General features: G+C 39.1%; 26 protein-coding genes and 1 other RNA gene. 11 read left to right on the top strand and 16 right to left on the bottom strand.

The window, feature by feature from the left end; translation table 11 throughout:
• Positions 1 to 7: 7 nt before the first annotated feature.
• The gene (locus RFX69_RS07635) at positions 8 to 3,223 is read right to left on the bottom strand and encodes a LysM peptidoglycan-binding domain-containing protein (RefSeq protein WP_289332698.1); all 3,216 of its coding nucleotides are present in this window, start codon (positions 3,221 to 3,223) and stop codon (positions 8 to 10) included.
• Positions 3,224 to 3,455: 232 nt separating this feature from the next.
• On the opposite strand from RFX69_RS07635, the gene dnaQ reads away from it, so the two are divergent.
• From dnaQ to nudC, 3 genes are all read left to right on the top strand, one after another.
• Entirely contained in the window at positions 3,456 to 4,835 is a 1,380-nt protein-coding gene (gene dnaQ / locus RFX69_RS07630; RefSeq protein ID WP_289332699.1) for a DNA polymerase III subunit epsilon, read from the top strand.
• 132 nt (positions 4,836 to 4,967) lie between these two features.
• On the top strand, positions 4,968 to 6,611 hold the full coding sequence (locus RFX69_RS07625) for a chemotaxis protein (RefSeq protein WP_168650775.1): 1,644 nt from the start codon (positions 4,968 to 4,970) through the stop codon (positions 6,609 to 6,611).
• On the top strand, positions 6,611 to 7,354 hold the full coding sequence (gene nudC / locus RFX69_RS07620; RefSeq protein ID WP_109090627.1) for an NAD(+) diphosphatase: 744 nt from the start codon (positions 6,611 to 6,613) through the stop codon (positions 7,352 to 7,354). The genes RFX69_RS07625 and nudC overlap by 1 nt, the downstream gene beginning before the upstream one ends.
• 22 nt (positions 7,355 to 7,376) lie before the next feature.
• Here nudC and RFX69_RS07615 read toward each other — a convergent pair whose 3' ends face one another.
• From RFX69_RS07615 to RFX69_RS07605, 3 genes are all read right to left on the bottom strand, one after another.
• Positions 7,377 to 8,240 (bottom strand): alpha/beta hydrolase, encoded by an 864-nt coding sequence (locus RFX69_RS07615; protein WP_272278318.1) that lies wholly within the window; start codon positions 8,238 to 8,240, stop codon positions 7,377 to 7,379.
• A 3-nt stretch (positions 8,241 to 8,243) separates the two neighbouring features.
• Positions 8,244 to 8,951, bottom strand: a complete 708-nt coding sequence (locus RFX69_RS07610) for a BON domain-containing protein (RefSeq protein WP_000919363.1) — start codon at positions 8,949 to 8,951, stop codon at positions 8,244 to 8,246.
• Positions 8,952 to 9,031: 80 nt separating this feature from the next.
• Entirely contained in the window at positions 9,032 to 9,433 is a 402-nt protein-coding gene (locus tag RFX69_RS07605) for a YraN family protein (protein ID WP_289332718.1), read from the bottom strand.
• A 193-nt stretch (positions 9,434 to 9,626) separates the two neighbouring features.
• Here RFX69_RS07605 and rsmI point away from each other — a divergent pair, with 193 nt between their 5' ends.
• Both rsmI and RFX69_RS07595 read left to right on the top strand, forming a co-directional pair.
• The gene (gene rsmI, locus RFX69_RS07600; protein WP_001275978.1) at positions 9,627 to 10,463 is read left to right on the top strand and encodes a 16S rRNA (cytidine(1402)-2'-O)-methyltransferase; all 837 of its coding nucleotides are present in this window, start codon (positions 9,627 to 9,629) and stop codon (positions 10,461 to 10,463) included.
• Between the two features lie 94 nt (positions 10,464 to 10,557).
• Entirely contained in the window at positions 10,558 to 10,944 is a 387-nt protein-coding gene (locus RFX69_RS07595; protein ID WP_000140378.1) for a hypothetical protein, read from the top strand.
• A gap of 2 nt (positions 10,945 to 10,946) precedes the next feature.
• On the opposite strand, the gene RFX69_RS07590 is transcribed toward RFX69_RS07595, so the two are convergent.
• The gene (locus RFX69_RS07590; protein ID WP_000887357.1) at positions 10,947 to 11,837 is read right to left on the bottom strand and encodes a LysR family transcriptional regulator ArgP; all 891 of its coding nucleotides are present in this window, start codon (positions 11,835 to 11,837) and stop codon (positions 10,947 to 10,949) included.
• Between the two features lie 107 nt (positions 11,838 to 11,944).
• On the opposite strand from RFX69_RS07590, the gene RFX69_RS07585 reads away from it, so the two are divergent.
• Positions 11,945 to 12,547 carry a LysE/ArgO family amino acid transporter gene (locus RFX69_RS07585; protein ID WP_000950251.1) on the top strand — a complete coding sequence of 201 codons (603 nt, stop codon included), beginning with the start codon at positions 11,945 to 11,947 and terminating at the stop codon, positions 12,545 to 12,547.
• A 57-nt stretch (positions 12,548 to 12,604) separates the two neighbouring features.
• On the opposite strand, the gene RFX69_RS07580 is transcribed toward RFX69_RS07585, so the two are convergent.
• Entirely contained in the window at positions 12,605 to 13,246 is a 642-nt protein-coding gene (locus tag RFX69_RS07580; RefSeq protein ID WP_000896581.1) for a cation transporter, read from the bottom strand.
• A gap of 65 nt (positions 13,247 to 13,311) precedes the next feature.
• Here RFX69_RS07580 and RFX69_RS07575 point away from each other — a divergent pair, with 65 nt between their 5' ends.
• Positions 13,312 to 13,713, top strand: coding sequence for a MerR family transcriptional regulator (locus RFX69_RS07575; protein ID WP_000058922.1), 402 nt, complete (start codon positions 13,312 to 13,314; stop codon positions 13,711 to 13,713).
• A 54-nt stretch (positions 13,714 to 13,767) separates the two neighbouring features.
• On the opposite strand, the gene RFX69_RS07570 is transcribed toward RFX69_RS07575, so the two are convergent.
• The 5 genes from RFX69_RS07570 to RFX69_RS07550 all read right to left on the bottom strand — a co-directional run bounded on the left by RFX69_RS07570 (position 13,768) and on the right by RFX69_RS07550 (position 18,720).
• Complete coding sequence (locus RFX69_RS07570) at positions 13,768 to 14,019, bottom strand: hypothetical protein (protein ID WP_000129799.1); 252 nt, start codon at positions 14,017 to 14,019, stop codon at positions 13,768 to 13,770.
• A gap of 209 nt (positions 14,020 to 14,228) precedes the next feature.
• A complete protein-coding gene (locus RFX69_RS07565; protein WP_000005679.1) occupies positions 14,229 to 15,461 on the bottom strand; it encodes an FAD-dependent monooxygenase in 1,233 nt (410 codons plus the stop codon).
• Complete coding sequence (locus RFX69_RS07560; RefSeq protein WP_001187367.1) at positions 15,458 to 16,666, bottom strand: FAD-dependent monooxygenase; 1,209 nt, start codon at positions 16,664 to 16,666, stop codon at positions 15,458 to 15,460. Before RFX69_RS07560 ends, RFX69_RS07565 begins: the two co-directional genes overlap by 4 nt.
• A 31-nt stretch (positions 16,667 to 16,697) precedes the next feature.
• Positions 16,698 to 18,020, bottom strand: coding sequence for a Xaa-Pro aminopeptidase (gene pepP, locus RFX69_RS07555; protein WP_289332700.1), 1,323 nt, complete (start codon positions 18,018 to 18,020; stop codon positions 16,698 to 16,700).
• A gap of 67 nt (positions 18,021 to 18,087) precedes the next feature.
• A complete protein-coding gene (locus RFX69_RS07550; protein ID WP_001150153.1) occupies positions 18,088 to 18,720 on the bottom strand; it encodes a UPF0149 family protein in 633 nt (210 codons plus the stop codon).
• Positions 18,721 to 18,784: 64 nt separating this feature from the next.
• Here RFX69_RS07550 and RFX69_RS07545 point away from each other — a divergent pair, with 64 nt between their 5' ends.
• From RFX69_RS07545 to ssrS, 3 genes are all read left to right on the top strand, one after another.
• Complete coding sequence (locus RFX69_RS07545; RefSeq protein ID WP_000893185.1) at positions 18,785 to 19,345, top strand: hypothetical protein; 561 nt, start codon at positions 18,785 to 18,787, stop codon at positions 19,343 to 19,345.
• On the top strand, positions 19,342 to 19,626 hold the full coding sequence (locus tag RFX69_RS07540; RefSeq protein WP_000003719.1) for a cell division protein ZapA: 285 nt from the start codon (positions 19,342 to 19,344) through the stop codon (positions 19,624 to 19,626). Before RFX69_RS07545 ends, RFX69_RS07540 begins: the two co-directional genes overlap by 4 nt.
• A 93-nt stretch (positions 19,627 to 19,719) precedes the next feature.
• Positions 19,720 to 19,904, top strand: a non-coding RNA gene (ssrS, locus tag RFX69_RS07535) — 6S RNA.
• A 135-nt stretch (positions 19,905 to 20,039) separates the two neighbouring features.
• Here the strand turns inward: ssrS and RFX69_RS07530 are convergent.
• The 3 genes from RFX69_RS07530 to RFX69_RS07520 all read right to left on the bottom strand — a co-directional run bounded on the left by RFX69_RS07530 (position 20,040) and on the right by RFX69_RS07520 (position 20,991).
• Complete coding sequence (locus RFX69_RS07530) at positions 20,040 to 20,357, bottom strand: hypothetical protein (protein ID WP_000669361.1); 318 nt, start codon at positions 20,355 to 20,357, stop codon at positions 20,040 to 20,042.
• A 72-nt stretch (positions 20,358 to 20,429) separates the two neighbouring features.
• Positions 20,430 to 20,543, bottom strand: coding sequence for a hypothetical protein (locus RFX69_RS07525; protein ID WP_001166305.1), 114 nt, complete (start codon positions 20,541 to 20,543; stop codon positions 20,430 to 20,432).
• 106 nt (positions 20,544 to 20,649) lie between these two features.
• Complete coding sequence (locus tag RFX69_RS07520; protein WP_128202465.1) at positions 20,650 to 20,991, bottom strand: hypothetical protein; 342 nt, start codon at positions 20,989 to 20,991, stop codon at positions 20,650 to 20,652.
• Between the two features lie 241 nt (positions 20,992 to 21,232).
• On the opposite strand from RFX69_RS07520, the gene RFX69_RS07515 reads away from it, so the two are divergent.
• Positions 21,233 to 21,817, top strand: a complete 585-nt coding sequence (locus tag RFX69_RS07515) for a 5-formyltetrahydrofolate cyclo-ligase (protein WP_032059638.1) — start codon at positions 21,233 to 21,235, stop codon at positions 21,815 to 21,817.
• A gap of 110 nt (positions 21,818 to 21,927) precedes the next feature.
• Here RFX69_RS07515 and RFX69_RS07510 read toward each other — a convergent pair whose 3' ends face one another.
• Together RFX69_RS07510 and RFX69_RS07505 are read right to left on the bottom strand one after the other, a co-directional pair.
• Positions 21,928 to 22,710: an OmpA family protein gene (locus RFX69_RS07510; RefSeq protein ID WP_289332716.1), complete on the bottom strand. Its 783-nt coding sequence runs from the start codon at positions 22,708 to 22,710 to the stop codon at positions 21,928 to 21,930.
• Positions 22,711 to 22,766: 56 nt separating this feature from the next.
• The coding region (locus tag RFX69_RS07505) for a YadA-like family protein (RefSeq protein WP_309169083.1) at positions 22,767 to 25,006 on the bottom strand (2,240 nt) is incomplete at its 5' end.

The following is a 25,006-nucleotide window of genomic DNA, read 5'->3' as shown; positions in this document are numbered from 1 at the left end:
AATTATTCTATAAATTAGGCACTTTAATGATATCGCCAATACGCAATTGAGTCGACGGTGTTAGGTTGTTGAGTTCCGCCAATAAAGTGGTTTCTAAACCATATTTACTCGCAAGACCAATTAAGGTATCACCACGTTTGACTTTGTATTCCACTACAGTTTTTGGAATCACAATATTTTGTCCACGCTGTAAATTGGCATTTGCTTTTAATGCATTCATTTCAGCAAGTTCACGAACTGAAATACCCGCACGACTCGCAATAGCATTTAACGACTCACCAGCTTTAACCGTGTACTTTTCAGTATTTTTTCCTGCAACTACAGCTTTTGGAGAGGATTTCGCCGTATCCGTTTTAGCTGCTTCTACTGTTGGTAAATCACCTGTTAATTTTAAGCGTTGACCAACACGAACATTACTGTTGCGAGACAAACCATTCAATGCAGCAAGGTAATCTAACTGTAAATGATAGCGGTTGGCGATATTTCCTAGGCTATCACCAGATTTAACTGTGTAGGTCTCTGGTGTTTCTTCTTTGGTATTTTTAGCCGAAACTTTGCTAGTTGTTTCAACTTCACCAGTTAATTTTAAACGCTGACCAGCACGAAGGCCTGCAGTACGTGACAAACCATTCAAATCAGCCAAATAACTGGTTTGTAAGTTATATTTAGCTGCAATTGCATTTAAGCTATCGCCTGACTGCACAACATATTGGTCAGGAACTGATGCACCAGCCGGAACTTTTAGAGTTTGTCCCAGTTGGACATGACTGTTGGCTTTTAAGTTGTTCAGTTCAGCAAGCTCAGCTAGGCTAATTTTAGACTTAGTCGCAATGCTTGATAATGTATCACCACGCTGCACTTTATAACTTTCAGTTTTATATGATGGACCTGCTGCAAGCTTTTCATATTTACCAGAAGCCTTGCTGTCATCAACTTCATCAACAGTGATTTCTTTTGCAGGTACATTAATTTTTTGGCCTACAATTAAACTACTACCAGCTGATAACCCTGGTGTTAGGTCTGCCAACTCTTGATTAGATAATGCATAACGGTCTGCAATTAATTTCAAATATTCGCCACGTTTAACCGTATAACTCTTCGTTGCAATACGACGTGTACTTGCTTGAATTGCCTTTGGTTCTACTTTAGCAGCACGATTACCTTTAGGCTCTTTTAACTGTAATTTTTGCCCTACAAACAAGCCATCTGTTACAGACAAATCGTTATATTCAGCTAGCTGTTTCACTGACAAATTAAATTGATTTGCCACTCCTGTTAAACTGTCATTTGCTTGAACAACATAGACATCAGGTTTAGTTGCCGATTTTGCCGTAGTTTCCGCCTCTTGAGGCTTAGCATCATAGAGATATAGACTGGTTCCTACAAATAAAGTCTTTTCAGGATCAATCTGGTTCCATTTAGCTACATCACGCCAGTTCACACCATTCTTCATGGCAATAACTGCTAAAGTATCGCCCGGTTGTACTGTATAAGTACTACGCTTACCTTTAGGTTGTACAACCACAACATCTGTATCAGTCTTGATATAAGGCTTATCTTTATTGCGCTGAGCATCTTCAGAGTTTGCAAGAGTTGCATCTTCAGCTAAAGTTTTTGGATAAGCAAAACCTTTACTTACTTCTTTACCTTGCTGCTCAGCAACAGATTGGCTGGTCTGAATTGCGGTTAACTTAATTTTGCCGTCATACGGATCGACAATTTCTGTACCCTGAGGTGCAAGTGCTTTTAACTCGGCAACAACTTGATCTTTTTCAGCTTGAGTAGCTTGAGGCTCTAAAGCTTGATCAACTGTTTCCTTTTCCCCTTCAGCACGCACTGCCGCTAAAATTTTCTCGCGTTCAGTTGCTGAAATTGGCGGTTCCATTCTCACAGGTTTGATATTTGCAGCCGGAGTGACCGCAACAGGAATACGTGGTGCACTTGGTACATCAGCTGACGCTGCAAAAGCAGCTAGCGCATCAGAACCACGAGGTGTTGCAGTTTTTACCGTTACCGAGCTGCTACTTGTTTTAGCAGGCGTCGATGGTCTTACTGGCTGAGCTGGAGTTGATGGAGTAGTTCTAACTGTGACTGAGGTTGAAGTTGTTGTGGTCGGTTTAGACGGCGAAGTAACACTTGCCCACCAGCCTGAACTTCCACCTGCTTTCATTCCTTTTAACTTGTTATCCACTGAAGGACTTATATCAGCTGGAATCAAAATACGCATTGGACTTGCAGGGTCTACTGTTTCACCACGATAGCCTGGGTTTAATGCATATAACTCAGCACGACTAAGACCCGTCACCGACGCGATTTCATTTAAAGATAATGGTGCAGATAAGGTGACTTCACGGAAATGGGGTCTGTTTGCAATCGGAGGTAACGAAACCCCATAAGCGCGTGGGTTTTTAATAATTTGTGCAACAGCCAAGAAACGCGGAACATAGTTCATGGTTTCTTGCGGTAATTTTAGTGACCAATAGTCTGTTGGCAAACCAGCAGCCTGATTTCGGTTAATCGCCTGTTGAATACGACCCGGACCAGCGTTATATGCAGCCAAAGCTAATTCCCATGAACCGAACTGGTTATATAAGCTTCCTAAAAACTCATAGGCAGCACGAGTAGATTCCACAACATCACGGCGTCCGTCGTACATACCCGTTTGTTGTAAACCATAAATACGACCAGTACTAGGAATAAATTGCCATAAACCCGCCGCCGCCGCACTACTTGTTGCAGCTGGGTCATATGAACTTTCAATCACTGGTAATAACGCAAGTTCGGTTGGAAGACCACGGCGTTCTGCTTCTTTAACAGTATGATATAAATAACGACTTGCGCGAGCACTTAAGCGGTCAAGGTAGGGCTGACGTGAGATAAACCAACTACGCTGCGCTTCAATACGTGGATCCCAATGATTGAGGTCCATTTTGAAGCCTACGGCCATACGCTTCCAGACATCACCGTGTTTTAAAATAAGTAAACGGTCGCCCTCTACAGCACGCATATCTGTTGCTGAAAGTAAGTCTTCTAAAGAGTCCAGACTGCTTGCATCAAGATAGCCTGCTCCACTCACCTGTTTTGTTTTCGAGGTTTTTGCAGATTGCGGAGTCGAAGAACAGCCTGTTGTAATACCCAACGCAGCTAAAGCAGAGCTAAGGACTGTAATTTTGAATAATGATGCTGCAGATGGCTGCCACACAAATGTGGTTGGTTTATACATAAAAACTTCCAAACAACTCGCGTAATATTTCTTGGGGTCTGCCCACAAACCCTAGGTCTTCGATGCCATTGTAGTAAAGCATGCAAGATAGACAAGGCAATAATTTAATGTCATTTGCATGGAAATGTTACAAGAAATTAAAAAAAGCTTGCTTTGTAACGATGGAACCGAACTTTTTGCGTATACAATACACCAAATTCAGCTCTTTTTCTTTCAGTTTAGGTTTCGATTTATGTCTCAAACAATCACACTGTATGTTGATGGTGCATGTCGTGGCAATCCGGGTTTAGGCGGTTGGGGTGCATATGTCATTACCGAACAGGGTGAACATAAATTATTTGGCGGTGAACCCGATACAACAAATAACCGTATGGAACTTACTGCGGCTATTGAAGGAATTTCTTTTTGCCCTCCTGATGCTCAATTAATTGTCTGGACAGACTCAAATTATGTGAAGCAAGGTATTACAGAATGGATTCATGGTTGGAAAAAGAAAAACTGGAAAGATGTTAAAAATCCTGACCTATGGCAAAAACTCGATGCCGTTTGTGCGGGTAGAAATATTGAATGGAACTGGATTAAAGGCCATGCAGGACATGCAGGTAATGAAATGGCTGACCAACTTGCGAATTTAGGTGCAGACAAAACTGCTCAAGAACTTAAGCAACCACAGTCAGCCACTGTATCGCAAGATATAAAAAAGCATGAACAAGACTGGTTACTAGACGATCCTTTCGGATTCGATCTGGTTGAAACAACCGAAGATGAGACGGTCACTTTAGAGCAGACACAAGAAGTTGAGATGATTGTTGTGGATGAAGAAATGAATCTAGTTGAGGCTGTAGAACAAGAAGAACAACAGCAAACTACCAATATTCATCCACAAATTGTGATGACTGAAGCCAAGCTTAAATTACAAGGCCCAAGACAACTCATACTCGATACGGAAACAACTGGTTTCTATTTCCAAGATGGTGACCGCATTATTGAAGTCGGTGCGATCGAAATGATTAACCGTAAGCTTACGGGTAGTTCGATTCACATTTATATTAATCCTGAAAAACCAGTGGGTGACTCTGTTCAAGTCCACGGTATTACAGATGAGTTTTTGGTCGACAAACCAAAATATGCAGAAATTGCAGATACCTTATTTGAATACCTAAAAGGCGCAGAAATTATTGCCCATAACGCAACCTTCGATATGAACTTCTTAGATATGGAGTTTAAGCGTGTTGGGTTACCTGCTCTTTCAGAAGTTTGTGAAGTTACCGATACTTTAGCTTTAGCGAAAAATAAGCATCCTGGGCAGAAAAACTCACTTGATGCCTTAGTTAGACGTTATGAAATTCCAGCGCGTGACCGTACTTTCCACGGCGCATTACTCGATGCTGAAATTCTTTCTGATGTTTACTTGGCAATGACAGGTGGTCAAGTTTCCTTTGATATGGATGCCCTATCGCAAAGTGAAAGTGACCAGCAAAAAACGACCAAAGCTAGAGTTCAAATTGAATTACCTGTTATTTACCCTTCAGATGAAGAGCTAAACATACATGAGACTTGGGTCAAAGAATTTGAGAAAAAACATGGAGAACCTTGCCTTTTTGCAAAATAAATTTTTGATTCTCTAATGTTTTTTTAGTTTCCCCTTTTGCAAGTTAAGTTATATTAGTCGTATAGATTTTTAGCTCAAACTATTGAGCCATGACGAATATAACAATTGATTTTTTTGCAAAGGGGAATTTTTATGTCTGAGCATAATTCGATTCAATTTGATCCAACAGCGTTACTCATCATTAAAAATGAAATTGATAATTCAATAAAACTGGTGGAAGGCGCTGTAAGTACCTTAATTGAAGAACAGGCTCTCCCTTTTGGTATTGATGATGCATTAGAACAATTTAAACAATGTACTCAAGTCTTACGTCTCATTGATATTCCGTATTTGGCAAAAATCACTCAATATTCAACCGAGTTGATGCAAAAGATTATGGCGAATCCAGAGCGCATCAATACAGATGACGTTGTTGCTTTAAGTGAAGGCACAACCATGGTTAAACGTTATATTGAGTTCATCTGTTTACGTGAAGTCGAAGTACCTCAGTTTCTTTTAGACACCTTAAATAATTTAGAAAAAGCCTTAAATAAGCCACTAACCTCTTCTGGACAACAGATTGCGTCAAAGCTTTCAACAGTTTCACTTGAGTTACCGTTACCCGAAGTGCTTATTAATGAAAGAACTCAGTTTATCCATCAGCTTTATAAATTATCACTACATCAATTTTTAAATAAAACTGAAAGTGCTCGAGACTTTCAAGCATTTAAACTGATTGGCAGTTATTTAGTGAGCATGGCTCAAGGTCAACCAAGCCAGCAATACTGGCAATTGGTGAACTCTGCCTTTAGTCATATTGATGAACTTGTTTTAAATGATGCTCGCCTACGTGTGTTCATTAACCTTGAAAATGCCATAAGTTTATTTTTAGCTTCACCTGAAGGCTTTGAAGCAAACTTAACTGCTCTAGCAGATATCCTGAGTATTGTGATTGGACAAGAAGACCAACTTGCGCAGCAAATCCGTAGTCAGTTAAACATTGGTCATGAGTTTCTCACCGACACTCAACTTAAAGCACTAAGCCAACACTTGTATGGTCCAGACTTTGATACCATGCAAACGGTAAGTCAATTAATCTTAAGCGAAATGAACAAAGTTCGTAATGATATTGAATATAACTACCAAAACATGTCACCAGAAAAAGCTCATCAACTACAAAGCAATCTTATGCAGCTTGCTCATACTTTTAAATTACTCAACTTAAACGAGGCTGCTTCAGAGCTTTCTCAACAAGCCAGCAGTTTAAGCCAAATCAATATATTGAGTAATGAAAACTATGCTCAGCAGTTGATGAAAAGCATTTTATCTGCCATGAATGCCATTGGTATTTTGGTGCGCCATTATTCATCTAACCGTCTACAAATTCGTGTGAACAATACCAATATCTCTCTAGATCGTTTAGATGAAGCACATCAGACATTATTGAATGAGACCAAAAATTTAATCGATTTTGTATGCCAAAGTTTGACTCTCTATGCCAACGATCAAACTCAAAATATTGAAGCAATTGCAGGCTCTTTAAAAGAGTTGGCTGGCGCGGCTGAATTTTTAGGAAGTACAGTTCAACAAAATGCTTTACTTGAAACTGCCAAGTTTGTACAACAGCAAATCGATCAAAATCAGCCTTTCAATCATGATCAGATTCACTGTATTTTTAACGTTTTAGCTGGGCTAGATATGTTAGTTGACAATTTAAAAAATAAACAGCCTGTTCTACAATCCATGTTTGATGTAGCATTACTAAGTAGTCAACAACTTCAAAAAAAGGCAGCTTAATGTCTGAGTTATCACTTGCTTATATTTTTCATCATCAACAATTATTGGTTGACCAAAACCTTCAATTACCCAAAGTCGAAAAGTTAGCAAGTGATCTGCTTTTCAGTCATGATGAACAGGTCATTGCACGTGACCTGTTGAGTGAAGAAGCCATTCCGGAAGGTCTGCAACTCGTTCCAATTCGTCAACTTATTTCCAACTGGTCAAAAGAACAATTTTTACAGGCAAGTCGTGCTGTACAGTTGCTCGAATGGCGACGTAATCACAAGTTTTGTAGCCACTGTGGGCATGCTACCGAAGTACACCCTACAGAATATGCTATGGTGTGCCCTTCTTGTCGCTACCACCAATATCCGCGTGTAAACCCATGTATTATCACCATCATTACTAAAGGCGATGATGAAATTTTATTGGCGAAATCTATTCACAATAAAACCAATATGTATGGCTTGATCGCAGGATTTGTAGAAGTTGGGGAAACGCTTGAAGAAGCTGTTCAGCGCGAAGCTTTAGAAGAAGTGGGGCTTAAACTCAAAAATATCCAATATATGTCAAGCCAACCTTGGCCTTTTCCAAGCAATCTCATGATTGCATTTAGAGCTGAATATGAGTCAGGTGAAATTTCTTTGCAAGAAGATGAAATTGCCGATGCGCAGTTCTTTAAATTTGATCAGCTACCTGAAATTCCATTTAAAGGCAGTATTGCACACGCAATGATTACGCAGATTACTCAAGCGAAGTAATCTGCGCTCTCAAACAGATGTTTTAGAATACTTCATCCAGAAAGTGCAAAATGGTCCGTTTAGTTCGGAAGTAATGACTTACAAAACTCGATAAACTCGCCAAAATTGTAATATGACCTGTTTTAGGAATCACAGCGATATGACTGTGATTTCCGCTTTGTCTAAGTGCCTGATCAAGATCAAAGGTATTTTCTTTTTTTACAAGCTGATCATTTTCAGCCATGAGCAGATAATGCTTAATATGATTTTGATTTACAAAATAATATGGCATCACTTCTTTATAAGAAATGCTTTGATCAAAAGCATCTTCGGCAAGCGGATCACCTTTATAATCAAAATGATAAGGACCTGCCAAACCAAAAATTGCTTTAATATTACCTAAACATTGAATTGTATTTGGCTTTGGATGATAAACAGCAGACATCACATTAAATGCACCTGCCGAATGTCCCATAAGCACAATATTCTCTGTCGAGATTTCCAATTTTTCTTGGTTCTGGTGTAAATAGTTTAACGCTTGTGTTAAGTCATCTACATAACTTGGAAAAATATTCTTTGGTGCGAGCTGATAGTTAATGACAGCAACGTCATAACCTTCTTTCGTAAACGCTTCACCCACAAATAAATAGTCTCGTTTATTACCATGTTGCCAAGCACCACCATGTACAAAAACAATGAGTGGTCGATGAGCTAAGCGCTTAGTAGAACGATAAATATCTAGACGATGGCGAGGCTTTAAGCCATAACGCACATTTAAAACCTGCTCAAAACCATCTTTTGGTGTAAAATGGTTTAAAGCAAAGCTCCCCAAATCATACAGACGGAACTCTTTATAAAGAGTTCTCGCCTGCTCAATTTTGCTTTGTAATTGTTCAATCAGGTTCATATTTTATTGTGCAGAAGATGCTGGATCTGTTTGGTCCGGATCAATTGCAACAGGAGTTTGAACTGTTGGTTGAGCAAGAACGTTATTAATTACTGGTGTAGTTGTTGCACTGGCAGTACTCGCTGCCGGAGCAGGCGCTAAATCAATATTATCAATGAGCGTTACAATCTTAGTCACGTTACCGACATTTTGAAGCACATTGTTTAAGTCATTAATTTCAGCTGTGTTTAAACGACCCATCACATATAAAACACCATCTTCGGTATGGACCAGTACTTTACTGTCCGATACTACTGGCGCTTTCATTAATAAAGCACGTGTATTTGCGGTTACCCCAGCATCTTGCATGATCGTGTTATAGCTTACTTTGTTACCCACCGTAATATAGTTATGTACGGCTTTCACATCACTCATGGCTTTAACGTTGTCTTCTGCCAACTGTTTTAAGTATGGGTCTGGCACCTGTCCAGTTAACAATACTGTGCTATGGAAGCTTTCGATGTTAATACGAGATTGTTTAAAACGCTGATCAAGCTTATAGAGGTTAATATTCGCTGTACGCTTAATTGAAGAATCAATAAATACTTGGCCTAAGCTACGTACACCACTATCTGTTCCAACTGGAGCTGTACCTGTTCCACCAGAAATAAAACTTGCGCAACCTGACAAACTTGCGACACAAAGCGCTGTTACAGCAATACGTTTCAACACTCCACCAGACTCCTATCAATCTCTTCTTGGCTTGATCATAAAACATCGGTCTTTAATTTGCTCAAAAGAGTAATGAACTCTTAATCCAAAGTAAATGCATTTTCGATCCATTGCAGATCATAATGGAATTTCGAAAAGTCTTGCTGTACTGTTTTTGCAATTTTCTGTGGAAAATCAAAACAAATCACATCAAAACGACAATAAAAATCCTGATAAGATGGGTAGCGCTGTAAAAACCTCATCGCCGTCTTAATTATTTTTGTCTGTTTACTCAAGGTCACCATTTCACAAGCTTGACCATAATTTCCCTGCCCTCGCGCTTTTACCTCAACAAAAATCAATTCGTTACCGCGTTTTACAATCAGATCGACCTCTCCACGGCGTGAATGATAATTACTGGCGACCCATTCATAATTTTGTTCTTTTAAAAGTTTTAGTGCTGTTTGTTCCGCCCATTGGCCCAACTGCTGTGCAACTAACATAATTTTTTTGTTTCCCCAATTAAAAATGTAAATACTGTTAATGCCGGTTCTATGCCTTTTTATTTTTGAATTGAACAAATCAAAAGCAGATGTTTCGAAAAATAAAAAGCCTACTGACATTGTTCACGCCAAAAACATAATTTCGGGTACACTAACCCATTAAAATTGTTTATCTGTACGGAGTAAAAACCAAATGAGTGCTCAGTTATTTGTTGTAGCCACCCCAATCGGGCACTTAGATGATATGACTTTCCGTGCAATTGATATCTTAAAATCAGTTTCTATTGTGGCTGCCGAAGATACACGCCAATCAGCTCAATTATTCAAACACTATAATATATCTACCCCACTTACCGCATGCCACGACCATAATGAAAGCAACAAAATTGAGCAGTTAGTTCAAAAGCTACTTGCTGGTGAAAATATTGCTTTGATTAGTGATGCAGGCACACCACTTATTAGTGACCCTGGGTTTAAACTGGTCCGTGCTGCTCAAGAAAATGGTATTAGGGTTGTACCTGTACCAGGTGCATGTGCTGCAATTGCTGCTTTAAGTGCTGTAGGCCTACCAAGTGACCGTTTTAGTTTTGAAGGCTTTTTACCATCAAAGGCTTCTCAACGTATTTCGCAACTCGAAAAGCTTAAAAATGAAACTCAAACCTTAATTTTCTATGAAGCGCCACATCGTATTTTAGAATGCGTAAAAAATATGGCTGAAGTATTTGGTGAAAACCGCCCTGTAGGCTTCGCGCGTGAAATTACCAAAACATTTGAAACAATCAAAAAAATGACCTTAAAAGATTTGGTTAGTTTTATTGAAAATGACCATAACCAAGAAAAAGGTGAAATTGTTCTTGTAGTTGGCGGTGCACCAGAAAAAACCGATCTGGAACAAGAAAAACTAGATGAACTTTTAAAGCGCTTACTTCAAGATTTATCAGTTAAAGCAGCATCTCAACTGGCTGCTGATTTAACGGGTATTAAGAAAAAAGTCGCTTATCAACGTGCGCTTGAGTTAACACAATCTTAATTTATTAACTAAACGGTGATGACCAACGCCTATGTCATCACCTCGCATAAATTTTGCATAACAATATTAAAGATAAAAAAATAAGAGTATTGATATGACTGAATCACTTGGAAAACTTGGCCCGCATGAAGGACAAGAACTAGAATTATTACTTTCAGGCAAAAAACCTATCGCTTATTTTTATGAGTTATTACCCATTGAATTTATAAAGCATCTTGAACAAGGGTCTTTGTCTATGATCAGTAAAGACATTGAAACTTCTCTGTCTCTCCCCTTTTCAATTATGTTGATCTATAAAGATGCGTCTTTAGCAGATTTGAATGAACTCATGTTATGTATTGAAAGGTCATTAAAAGCAACTCAACTTGAAGAGCGCCTAGAACTCGACCGTAGAATCGGACAACTTTTAGGTTACTCAGTACAAGATATAGAGTTTTATATTCAACACATTTCAAATCGCCATTTAAAAACCAAGATCTAAAATTATCTCAATATCTGTTTTGCTGATTCAACAATGGTCTCGGTCAGTACATCAAGTTGTTTCGACTGTCTTTTCCAGTGATGCCAATATAAAGGAACATCAAGTTGAGCCTCAGGCATAATATCAACAAGTGTTCCATTTTCGAGTAATGGTTGAACCTGAAGTTCAGGCACCATGCCATAGCCTAAACCTAGTTGAATTGCTTTAACAAAAGCATCTGTCGCCGGAATAAAACTATAAGGATAACTCTGCATTGGTAAACCGTATCCTTTTAATAAAACCTCTGAATGCATTAAATCTTTATGGTTAAAAATAACCGCCGGTGTTTTTCTTAAAACTTCTCGGTTAATTCCACCACTAAACCACCGATTTACAAACTCAGCCGATGCCAGCATTTTATAGCGCATTTTACCAAGAGGCTGAGCTAAACAGCCTGCCATCACCTGCTCTTCTGCTGTAATACATGCATTGACCTGACCTGTTTCTAGCAAAGTATGCGTGTGAGATTGATCATCAATTTTTAGTTCTAATACTATTTTTTCTTTAAAAAGTGTTTGCTGAATACTGGGTAAAAGCCAAGTTGCTAATGAGTCTGCATTTGAAGCCAACGCAATTTTATAAAATTCTGAGTCGGATGATTTGCCCATTAAACCCTGTAATAGATTTTGCTCCATTAACCTTGTATGACGTAAATGCTGGAGTAAAGTTTGCCCTGCTTGTGTAAGCACACATGGACGGCCACGTATTATTAAAATCTGCCCTAAATATTTTTCTAGGGCTTGTACACGTAGTGATACAGCAGAGGGAGTTATACATAAATGCTCTCCTGCTGCATCAAAACTTCCGACTTCTGCAACCGCCAGAAAAGCTTCACACTGCTTACTATCCAACATACAAAACCTAAATTATTTTTAGCCAAACCTAAATATTCTTAATTTTACTTATTTCTTAATAAAAAGTCAGATAATTCCCCCATCTGATTTGTTTCTGCTTAATGGTTATGCTTTCTCTGAGTGTGTTTTTTAAAGGTTTAGGTATTGGTAGCGGCCTAATTGTAGCAATTGGTGCCCAAAATGCTTTTGTTCTAAAACAAGGTCTTAAACAGCAATATGTATTTTGGCTATGTTTAATTTGTGCCCTGTCCGATTCAATTTTAATCGCCTGTGGTGTATTAGGTTTTGCCGAAATTATGACAGCATCACCCATCTTAATCACAGTCGCTAAATATTTAGGGGCAACGTTCTTATTCGTCTACGGTGCAAAAGCCTTCTATGCCGCGTTTAAAACTAACCAAGGCATGGAACTTGATAGCAGCCAAAAGCAGACTTTAACCCAAGCACTTATAACCTGTCTTGCCTTTACTTGGCTGAATCCGCATGTCTATTTAGATACCATTGTACTGATTGGTTCGGTTGCGACACAGCTAGAAGATAAAATCAGTTTTGCCTTAGGCAGCATTCTTGCCTCTTGGATCTTCTTTTTCAGTCTAGGTTATGGTGCAAGATTTCTAAAACCATTATTTATCAATCCAAAAGCTTGGAAAATTTTAGATTTCATGATTGGTTGCGTTATGTGGAGTATCGCAATATCACTTCTCATCTAATGCATTCAAAAACAAAAAAGTACCATGTAAGCATGGTACTTTTTTATGCAATCAAGATTAAGCTTCTGAACCCAACATTAACTTTGATTGTTTTCTTTCTTGTAATGATTGCTTAATCACAGCGTAACCCGAAGATACACCTAAATATGCAATAACAAAGGCTACGAATAAATCCGGAAATATAGTGCCTGTTCCAAACACGCCTACAGCAGCCAAAACAACAGCAATGTTAGCGATAGAGTCATTTCGACTACACAACCAGACAGAGCGCATATTGGCATCGCCATCGCGGTATGCATAAAGCATTAAAGCCACAGAAACGTTAGCAATTAAAGCGATTACCCCAATTGTCCCCATGACCATCGGTTCAGGTGAAACGCCATGAAAAAATGACCAAACGACTTTTGCAATAACGAAGAACCCAAAAGCGGCCATCGTTATACCCTTAACAAGTGCTGCGGTTGCACGCCAGTAAAGGCTCATCGAAAGCACGACTAAAGACAGAGCATAATTTGCAGCATCTCCGGCAAAATCTAATGCATCTGCCCATAATGAAACAGATTGGGCTTTATAACCACCGACTATTTCAACGACAAACATGAGTGCATTAATTACAAGAGCAATCCATAAGGCTTTTCTAAAGCGCGGGCTTGCTTTCTTTGTAGGAGAGCAGGTTGAAGCACATCCACATCCAGCCATTTTATTTCCTCAAAAACTCTTTTATAGTGATTAAAAACCCTTGAGTAGCTCCAGAGTCAAGTCTTATGAGTCTTTCTATTGGTCAATTATCAAAAAAAGCGGATGTCCCGATCGATACTATTCGTTATTACGAAAAAGTAGGTGTGCTGGACCGCATTCAGCGCTCAGAAAATAATTATCGTGTTTACACAGATCAAACACTCGCAGACCTATTATTTATTAAACATTGCCGTGAATTAGATATTTCTCTCAGTGATATTAAAACGCTAAAAGAAATGAAAGCTCAGCCGAAACGGGCTTGTACGGAAGTTGATAATTTGGTGAATAAATACTTGATAGAAGTATCGGAAAAGATTGAACGTCTATTGCTTTTAAAAGAAACCCTAATCGATTTAAAACAACACTGCTCTACCGACCGTACAGTAGATGAATGCGGCATTTTAAAAGAACTACAAAACCATCTTTAAATCATCATAAAACGGGCAATAAAAAAGCATCACTCAAGTGATGCTTTTTTAATATTAACGATCGCTATGTTCATCTGGTGGAACTTCTGTGATTCTTCCGCCACGAGCTAAAAACGCAGCGACTTCATCTTCCAACGCTTGGCGTTGTTTTTGTTTCGCAGTTACAGTAAGCGTTTCTGCTTCTGCAAGATCGGCATCAGTTAAGTTGCCTGCTTCTTCATCAGCTGCGCCACTTTCAGCCGCTTTGGCTTCATCTTCATCTACAGCAGAATCTTCTGCATCTTCATAATCATTGATATCTGTCATTTTTACACTCCCCACAATGATTTGTATTGCATCATCGCTATGGTCTTCAAGACCTCAGAAATTTAGCAATCTCTTTGCATTTAGCAAAGAGCCAAATTGGTCAAATCCGTATCTTTTCTGACCGAATTGGTAATGATATATAAATGATTGTTTAAAAAATATCTACTGATATTTATTTAGATCAGTAGAGCATAAACTTCGTAATTATTTTAACGACTATACTGGGTGTTTTGTAAAGCCCCTAAACCATTTGCTTGTTGCATAAAACGCTCTTTTAAGAACGAAATTTGTTCAACTTGCTTGAGTCCCACATTCCGGGCCCAAATCAATGGAAATAGCTCACTGCTTTCTAGCCAACCAATTGCCGACATACTATGCATCATCGCATCATTCTGTCCTTTACGGCGGTGTTCATAACGCATTAAGGTTTGTTCATGCGCCCATACACCACGACCTAAATCATGCAGTAGTGCATCACAGAGTACCGCTGCATCTAAACAACCAATATTCACCCCTTGTCCAGCAAGTGGATGAATCACATGAGCTGCATCACCGATTAGGGCTAGGCCAGCTTTAACGTATTGTTTTGCAGCGCGCGCTTTTAATGGAAATTGTGCTCTTGAACGAACATCTAACACTTCACCCAACATATGTTGGCTTTCTCGAGTTAAAAGCTGCATAAACTCGCGATCACTTAAAGCCGAATATTCATCGGCATAATCATCTGGCAGTGTCCAGACAATGGACTGCCAGTAGCCATTTTCACTTTCTTCAAGACTCGCCATCGGCAAATATGCCAAAGGTCCAGTAGGTAAAAAGATTTGCCGAGCAACATAATGATGAGGCTTAGACGTTTTAATCGCACAGCTAATCGCTGCTTGTTTGTAATCTAGTACATCTAGATCAATAAAGGCTTGCTCACGTACAAATGAATTGGCGCCATCAGCACCAATAAGCAGTTTAGTTTTAAGTGTCGCGCCATCTGCCAATTGAATATGCCAACATCCAACACCTTGTTCAATACGTGTCACGCGGACTTGAGTACGATAATCTGTTAACTGCTCAAGCATTTTTTGTTGAATAGCAACATTCAATACACTTGGCTCAACCATAGAACCCAAGGCTTGCTCTGGCATTGGTCTTTGTACAGACTCATGGCCAAAATTAATTTCACCATAGCCATTTAAGTTCCACACTTGCATGCCTGTATAAGGCATTTGACGTGCCAGATCATCCCAAACATTGACTGTTTTAAGTAAATGAATCGTCGCTTGGCTAAGTGCTAAAACACGTGGATTCATCACGCTTAATGTTTTTTCAACATCAAGTACAGGGGCAGCATCAAGCACGGTAGGCTGTACACCACCTTGTGCAAGTAATAAAGCAGTTAAGCCACCAACTAGTCCACCACCAACAATGACGACATCTAACACTTCACTCATGCTTTTAACCCCATTGCATAGTTTGCTACCAGTGGCTTCACACCCGGAATGACATCAAATGCAATTAATCCCGTATTACGGATTAATTTTAATAATGGGTTTTGGTTACTAAAGCCCCGAACTACGGTATCGCAGAATTTAATTACTCGCTGCTGGTCAGATAAACGGGCTTGTTCATAGGCAAGCAAATTATCTGGGTTACCAATATCATCAGATGCGCTTAACTGGTTCACTAAATAACGCAACAATACATCTGCATCACGCAGACATAAATTAAAACCTTGCCCAGCAACAGGATGGATTGTATGCGCTGCATTCCCCATTAAAATAACGCGTCCAACCGCTTGTTTATGCGCAAGCACTTGTGAAAGCGGATAACTAAAGCGTTTACCCGTTTTTTCAAATTTACCTGCTCTGTCACCATAAGTTTTTTGCAAAGCATCTAAAAAGTGTTGGTCATTTTCTTCGCCCAACCACTCACCTTCAGTGCCTTTTTTAACAGGCCATACCACTGAGCGACGGTATTCACCCGGTAATGGCAACAAAGCTAAAGGCCCTAATGCACTAAAACGCTCAAATCCTACATGCTCATGCGGTTTTGAAGTCTGAACAGTCGTAACGATCGCAACCTGATCATAGTCGTGGACATCGACACCAACACCAATTGCTTGACGACAGAAAGAATCTCGCCCATCTGCTGCAATTAATAATTTTGACTCAAGCTTTAAAAGTTCATCACCACGCTGAGCTTCGATATGTACCTGTTCAGCGTCTTGAGTTAAAGCAGTCACTTGTACGCCATCAATCAGTTCAATCAACGGTTGTTGGCGTACTTGAGTTAATAAAACACGACCAAGCCAAGCATTTTCAATGACTTGCCCAAAGCTTTCCACTTTTTCTTGTTCTGCAACTAAACGAGCTTTACCAAAACTGCCTTGCTCAGTAATGTGAACTTGCAAAATTGGAGTGGCATGCTGTTGTAAGGCATCCCATAACCCTAACTTCTGATAAATCTGTACGCTACGACGTGATAAAGCCGTATTTCGCGCATCAAAACTGGAATGATAAGGGGCAACATTTTGATCATCATAGTTTGGGTATTTCACAGCTTCTAATAGCTTTACCGCGATATTAGCCTTCGCCAGCATGAGGGAAAGGCTTAAACCCACCATACCCCCACCTACAATAATCACTTGTTGTTGCATCGAGTTTTGCTCCTTTGGCGAATACGTTTAATTATGCTTTAGCTTGCGCCATTAAATGTTCAATATCTGCAATATCTTTAACCACATCGGCCGTTAAAACTCGTGGGCCTTTTGAGGTCGCGACTACATCATCTTCAATACGAATGCCAATACCACGCCATTTTTTATCTACAGTTTCGTCATCTGGTGCAATGTATAAACCGGGTTCAACAGTAACAACCATGCCCTCTTCATATTGGCGCCAGTCGTCATCTTTTTTATAAGAACCGACATCATGTACATCCATACCTAGCCAATGGCCTGTACCATGCATATAAAATTGACGATATGCCTCGGTTTCAATCAGCTCACTCACCTCACCTTTGAGCAAACCTAAATCAACTAAGCCTTCCGTTAAAATTTTGACTGCAACCTCATGAGGCTCACGGTATGAATTACCTATACGTACTGCATCAATCGCCGCATATTGAGAGGCCAATACCACCTCATACAATGCTTTTTGTTCAGGGCTAAATTTCCCGTTTACGGGAAAAGTACGGGTAATATCCGATGCATAGAACTCATATTCACATGCAGCATCAATTAAGACCAAATCACCGTCTTTAAGAGCTTGGTTATTTTCAACATAGTGCAAAATACAAGCATTGGCACCGCCACCAACAATACTGTTGTAAGAAGGCACACAGCCGTTTTGCCCAAATATATAATTGAGCTCGGCTTCTAGTGCATATTCCATCATGCCAGGGCGAACAGTTTGCATTGCACGAGTATGTGCCTTAGCACTAATTGTTGAAGCAATTTGCATCAGCTCAATTTCTTGCGGTGATTTAATTAACCGCATTTCATCAACAATGCGATCAAGTTGAACTAACTGGGCTGGAGCGGCTTCATGACGATGCTCGGCATTCGCTTTTTTGATCCATTGGCTTACTCTGGCATCAAATGCAGCATTGTGTCCGATTCGATAATAAAGACGCTCTTTATTTAATAATTTTTCAATAATTTCTTCATCAAGCAGATCAATTGCATAAGCTTCATCTGCTTCGTACTCTTCAATTGCGCCGTCAATTCCCGCACGATAACCATTCCAGATTTCCATCTCATGATTACGTTCACGGCAAAAAAGACTATAGCTATAGTCAGTAACGTCATCAAAGGTTTCAATGACAGCAACTGCCTCAGGCTCTGCAAAACCCGTCAAATAGAAAAAACTACTATCGGCACGGAATTTATAATCCGCATCACGATTACGGTACATTTCCTCACGCGTTGCAATAATCGCAATGCTGTTTGGACCCATTTTTTCTGCTAGACGGTTTCTGCGATGTTGAAAATCAGCTTGAGGCAATTTCATAATGATCTACTTGATTTAGAATTTTAAAGTCAAAAAATTAAACACAGCCAATAACACATCGCCTCAATTAACTTGGGCGATGTGGTGTAAACATTTCTACAATATTTTGATCTGCGGTGCCTACAGTAGAAGTTTTACTTTTTGCATAAAAGTTTTTCAACAATGAACTTTCAGCCACTGTTACTTTCTTTCTACCAATAGATAAGCTCACTGGAATAAGGCGTACAAATTCATACAATTCTTCGTAACTGCTTTCGCCTTCTTCGTCGTTATCAGAGTCTTCAAATTCTACTGCTGCAACATCTTGCAAATGTTCGATCAATTCACGCTCATCTGTACGAACATGTCCCGATGCCAAACCAAAACCGAGCACAACGCCAGCACACCAATCTGACAACGCTTGTACACGGTCTTGAAGAAGATGTTCATCATCTGGAAGCATTGGTAAATAGTCCAATTCATCTTCCGATAATGCATGTGCTACATCTTCTGCTTCATCTGTTAAAAGAGCTAAAGCTTCTTCATTTAACTCAGGCACATTAAGAGTTGTTAAGATTTGTGTCCATTCTTCACGCGTAGGCGCTTCTGTCACACAAACAATACCTGTTAATAAACCATGTAACTCACTAGGGCTTGAAATTTCTTCAATTCCTTCAAAATGAGCGTTCCATTCTGTCCAGCCTGAAATATCGTCTTGCATTCGTTTATCCAATCTCTATACTTCGTATATATTACCTTTGATTGCAATTCTGTGCGACCTCGTTATGTTAGAACAATTACAGCGTCTACAAGCGCATATTGGCGTTTTAAAAACACGCTTACATCATCTAGAGAGTGAAAATTCTGCTCTCTCGGAAGCTAAAGAACTGGCTGAAACAGAGCATCACGCACAAGTTGTGCAAAAAAATAGCATCATCACTAAAAAACAAGAGGAAATTGAGACATTAACTGAGCAACTCACTCAGTTACAAGGCCAATTTCAACAATTGAATCAAGATGCTAACACACTTGCAGAGCGTTACAGCCGCCTAGAAAAAAGTACGACCGATTTAAAAAATCGTTTTCAGGAAATTTTGGCAGAGCGTAATGAATTACGTGTTACCAAAGAAAAACTTCAGTCACAGCAACGTCAAACTCAACAAGAGTTACACGACTTGCAGCAAGATCGTGACCGTTTGTTACAAAAAAATGAACTTGCCAAAGCAAAAGTTGAAGCCATCATTCAACGTTTAGCAATTTTAGGTACTGCTCAAGATCAACATGCGCAAGAAATTCAGCAACTTGCTCATCCAAATGCTGAAGCTGGTGAGGAGACACAATCATGAGTGAACAAGTCATGGTAGAGCTTCGGCTGATTGAACAAACTTTTAGGCTTGCAACGACTTCGGATAAAAGAGAAGAACTTGAACGTGCAGCTGAGCTTCTCAATGAAAAATTCAATGATATGCGTCGTAGTGCCCCTCGTGTTGAGCATAATAAACTTGTCATCATGGTAGCTCTACAGCTTACTCAAGAAGTATTAAGTTTAAATAAATCTTTGCAAGAATATGCGCATTGTGAACGTTTACTCCAGACTATTTTGGAAGATGTTGAACAAATAGTGTAAACAATTCGCATAAAGCTTCATCAAACGCAAAGTAAGTTTACAGTTCGATAGGCTCAGATGATTGCCAACGAAGTCAGATCAGTTATACTAAAGCTGTCTCTGGGATGTTCGCCAGCCGGTCTGATTCCCCTGAGCCGATATCATCTCTTTAGGATGGTGTTCTGCATATTTAGAGCGTATGCCTACCCCGAGTAGGAAACCCAGCAAGTATGCGTCACCTCCACCTTGAACTTTAGGGTTCAAGGGTAACGACATGCAGCGGCATCTTCGGAGCATTTATTTTTAAATAAATACCTATAAATTCGAATTTTATTTTCAAATTAAAACACCTAGACAGACCTGTCAGTCTATTTTTTTATTCTCTTAACTAATTAGTTGTTCTTAAAAATTAAATACTCATTATTTTTTAATTATTATTCATTTCTACGTAAACATTCCTCATACCACCCTGCTTGAAAATCTTCAATTGCTTGGCGTTTAAAGAAACTTGTCTTAAATACTTTGGCAGCATAAGCTGAGCTAATTAAGTCTTGATAAAGCTGCTTGGCTTTTTCATCTGCTAGCCCATCGGCAATTTGTTGTAAATCTTGTGCTGGTACTTTTTGCTGTCGTGCTTCCATCACGTTATAAGCGACCTTTTTTACGATATTACAAATATCCGGATCAGCTGTACTTTCATTAGCATAGCAACCAGTGGCAATAAAACTTAATAATAATATTTTAAATTTCATATCCCTATCCTATTATTCATCTTCCGTTCTTAAAAAAGTAATAGATGAGAAGACCTATTCCTTTCAAAATGTTCATGCAGGATTAATTACATAAAAATAAATGATCATGACCACAAGCAAGATGGAAGCAAGTGTTAAATAGGTGCCGACTGTATTAAAACTCTGTAAAAATTTTAAGATCTGCATTTCAAATCCAGAGAAAAGTTGAAGTAATTAACAGAAGAAATTTAGCACAACTAAATAATACCAATCAATTCACACTTTTAAATTTTATCGTGATTTAATTCAAATATTATTCATTACATTTTATCCCCAAAGTCCCTTTATAGTAGTCAGTTGCACTTTTCAAATCTGACAATAATTTTTCTTCAGTGTACGGTTTTGGTGAAACTTTTATTAATGCAGGCATGTATTGTTTTTTATACACCTCAGGATAGTCATGACATAAAATTTTAACTTTAACTTCTTGAGGGGTATTTGGATTATCTAACTGATCTAAAAATTCACCAATTTTTCGGTCCGACTCTTCAAATTGAGCTTTATAATCAATTTGAGGTGCCTCAGATTCTGCCTGTTTCGTACATGCGCTGAGCAATGCCACACATAACATCATTGTTAAAAATTTTAACTTCATAGATTTCACATTTTCATATTCATCTTTAAATATACTTATCCTGATTAAATGTAAATAAATACTGTAAATACGTAAAAAAGAAAAAATTATATGTAGATAGCTTCTCCTAACAACAAAACTATTTTTACTTGGTCTAATACATTAGAAGACTGCTTTTTAATAATTTTTAAATTTCGGTGAAACCATAGAAAAGTAGGTATAATTTTGCTCGACTGTCCGCAAATCTTTGTTAGATTTCTCCATGAATGAATTAAGTTTTATTAGAAAAAATTTAAGATTTAGAAGACGAGCTTTAAACCAATTTGAGCAAAAACAGGCTCAGCTTAATGTTTTACATTACCTAAATCACCTTCCTATTTTTCATTCATCAAAAAAAATCGGTTTATATCTGCATGCTTTTGGTGAAATCCATACCGATCTTGTTATCAAATTATGTTTTAAAAAGAACAAACAAGTTTATTTACCCATGATTTGTTCGATGAACCAACGTTTAGTATGGATAAAAATAAATAAAAACCAATATTTAAGTCGTCGTTTTTCTCATCACCCATTGGGAATGAAAGAACCTATGGCGACTCGCGGAAAACATGTAGCACAGCTTGATTTGCTACTTATGCCACTTTTAGCTTGCGATCACTATGGGACACGTATTGGTATGGGTGGTGGTTATTATGATCGTACATTAGCAAGTGCTAAGCATAAACCTTACCGTTTAGGATTGGCACATCAATTTCAATTTATTGAACACACTTTAGAACGTCAAAGTTGGGATCAACCATTAGATGGTTTACTGACTCCACAGCACTTTTATTATTTTAAAAGATGATTTTTATATAAAATTTATAAAATCTCCAATATATCCTTTTACTTTTTTAGCTCCTTAAAAACGAAAAAGTAACCACCCTAAGGATGGTTACTTTGCCGTGACAGACCGTTTTACCAACTTATATTAACACGTCTATTTGGCGCTAAACATTGAATAAGTTGTGAACTATTGTTACTACTACACTGCTTGTATATGTCGGTCTGGCTATTCGCCTGTATTTGTATACGGCTTGCATCAACACCTTGTTGTACCAGTAACTTGGCAACCGTATTCGCTCGTTTAGATGATAACTCTTGGTTATAACTAAACTTACCCAATGGATCTGTGAATCCAGAAACAATAATTGGAGTTATTGTTGGACTTTTCTTAATTTGCTCAGCAATTTTCACAACGCTATTAGTACCTTCTTCAATCGCACTCGCATCAAATCGGTCAAAAGCAAATAGGACACTCGCTATACGATCTGCAATCACAGTGCTATGTGCTGGTGCCTGATTATTTTCTCCCAAAACAACTAAACCTTCACACGCTTCACCCTTCCAAGATAAACGTTCTGCTAAATAGTGCTTATCAAAATCAATACGCAACTGGCAACGCTGGTACTGGTGTGTGTTGGGAACACGGATATCTAGCACATAGTTCCAAACTTTTACTGCAAAAAGCCCTTCACTAAATTGTGGATTGCCTAGTAAAGCTCGAATTTGATCTTTATTTAGTCCTGTATCTAAACGAGCAACATCTTGGTATTCATAACGTTTTACTTGCTTAAGATAGCTATCTGATACTTTAGGAAACGTGACATTTCTTTGATATATTGCTTCTTCTTGTGCATAACCAACCATTGCCAGGCCAGAAAGAACAGCAATAAATAACGCCTTAACTGTATTTTTCATACTTTTACTCTCGAAATGGAGAATGAGGAAGACCTTGCCTTCCTCGCCTAGTCAAATTAGTCAATTACACCACTAATACCGATACGAACACTTGGATCACCTTGAGAAGCTGCAGCTACACCACCAGTCAGTGACCAACGTCCATTATCAGCAGTTTTACGTAAGGTCACACCGACAGCATTTTCACCACCATGATAAGCAGCCCCAACAGCATAGGTGTATTTACCCGCAACAAATGGCGCATTTTCTAAAGCCATCGCGGCAGCAATACCAGCATTCGCTCTTTTCTCAACATCATCAATACGTTGGTTTGTTGCATAGAATGCTTGTTCAAGCTTATTACTTACATTATCAATTTTGGTATTTAATGTTTGGTCAGCTTGATTCAATGCACCTATCGCATCACCAACATTGTGGTAAGACTGATCACCTACGTTATATGTTGGATTTGAGAAGCTTTGGGTAATATTGTCATAACCTGCTCCACCACCTAAGTAGTTTACAAGTGCTTGATTTGTTGTATTAAGTTGAGAACCATTTACTGCATCTTTTGAAGACTCTGTAACTGCTCCCGCTTTAACACCAGTCACAGTACGCTCACCTGCTGTTCCAGCAACATTAACCTGAGTACCACCAGTATCTTTACCAACAGTAATCGCTGCATCTTTATCAGCTTGCTGAACTAAACCTGATTTACCATTGTTAATATTGCTGATGTCAGTCTGAAGATTCGAAATATCGCCCGTATTTTTATTGACCTGTTGTTGAACAGTCCATAACTGGCCTCCATTAACAGCATCTTTAGAACCTTCTGCTACAGTACCATTTGCTACATTTTTAATGGTTGTACCATTAGCACCGCCAGCTAAAGTAATAGAGTCTTTGTTAACTGATCCATCACTATTTTTATCGTACTGCACAGCACTATTAGCAAGAGCACCAACATTATTTTTTATGCTACTTATTGCGCTATCCAGTTGTCCTTTGTTTACCGCATCTGTAGAAGAAACACCTGCGGCTACATTACTTATCTTTTTATTACCAGCACTAATTCCAGAAGTAGTGATACTCGGACCGCCAGCAATGATTAAGCCTGTTGATCCTAACTGGACGTTATCACCAACTTTTACTCCAGTCGTATCGATAACGGTATTACCAGTCGTAACACTATCAACCTTCAAGTTTTTGTTCAGCGCGACCTTGATATTACCTTCATTATCAGTTTCGCTGCTTTGAGCAACAGTTAAGTTGTCATCGCCAGTAAAATTCACTTTACCATTTGGTTTGATCTTTTTAGCAGTCGCAGCATCACCATTGGCTGAAACTGTCCAGCCTGCATTCGCTGCCGTACCTGCATCAGTAACTGCTTTATCAAGTGCTGTTAAAGCATCACCAACATTGTTTGCACTTGTACCTGCAACATTATAAGTCGGGTTAGAAATTGAACCATCTGTATTAGCTTTAGCACCACCACCAAAGATACTTGCAGTTGTATTTGTAACCTGTGTTACACGATTATCTACATGATCAAGCTGGCCTTTGTTTACTGCATCGGTAGCATTGGTGCCTGCTGCTACGTTACTGATTGTGTTGCCTGCAGCATCAATACCAGTCTTAGTCACACTTGGTCCACCTGCAATGGTTAAACCATTCGTATCCAGCTTGCTGTCCCCTGCCGTTACACTGTCAATATTCAGATCACGGTTTAAGCCATACTGAATCGTATTGCCGGTCTTGGTTACGTTCAGGTTGGTTTCACCTGCAACCGTACCAATGTCTACCGTATCACCAGCTTTTACTGCAGCTGCATTGGTACCATTGCTTTGTAAAGTCCAGCCTTTGTCTAATGCAGTGATCGCATCGCCCACGTTATTGACGTTGTTGCCATTCACAGTATAGGTCGGTGAGCTTACTGCACCTGTAGTGCTGTCATAGCTTGCGCCACCACCCAGATTGTTGGCTGTGCTGTTGCCCAAGGCATCAGTCTTGTTGTTGCTTGACGTACTTAATGCATCAAGCTGGCCTTTGTTTACTGCATCGGTAGCATTGGTGCCTGCTGCTACGTTACTGATTGTGTTGCCTGCAGCATCAATACCAGTCTTGGTCACACTTGGTCCACCAGCGATGGTTAAACCATTCGTATCCAGCTTGCTGTCCCCTGCCGTTACACTGTCAATATTCAGATCACGGTTTAAGCCATACTGAATCGTATTGCCGGTCTTGGTCACTTTCAGGTTGGTTTCACCTGCAACCGTACCAATGTCTACCGTATCACCAGCTTTTACTGCAGCCGCAT

Origin of the sequence: Acinetobacter sp. 148, from assembly GCF_031196675.1 — a bacterium.
GTDB lineage: Bacteria > Pseudomonadota > Gammaproteobacteria > Pseudomonadales > Moraxellaceae > Acinetobacter > Acinetobacter baumannii.
The sequence above is the reverse complement of the archived record's forward strand: the minus strand, read 5'-3'. Positions and strand labels throughout refer to the sequence as shown.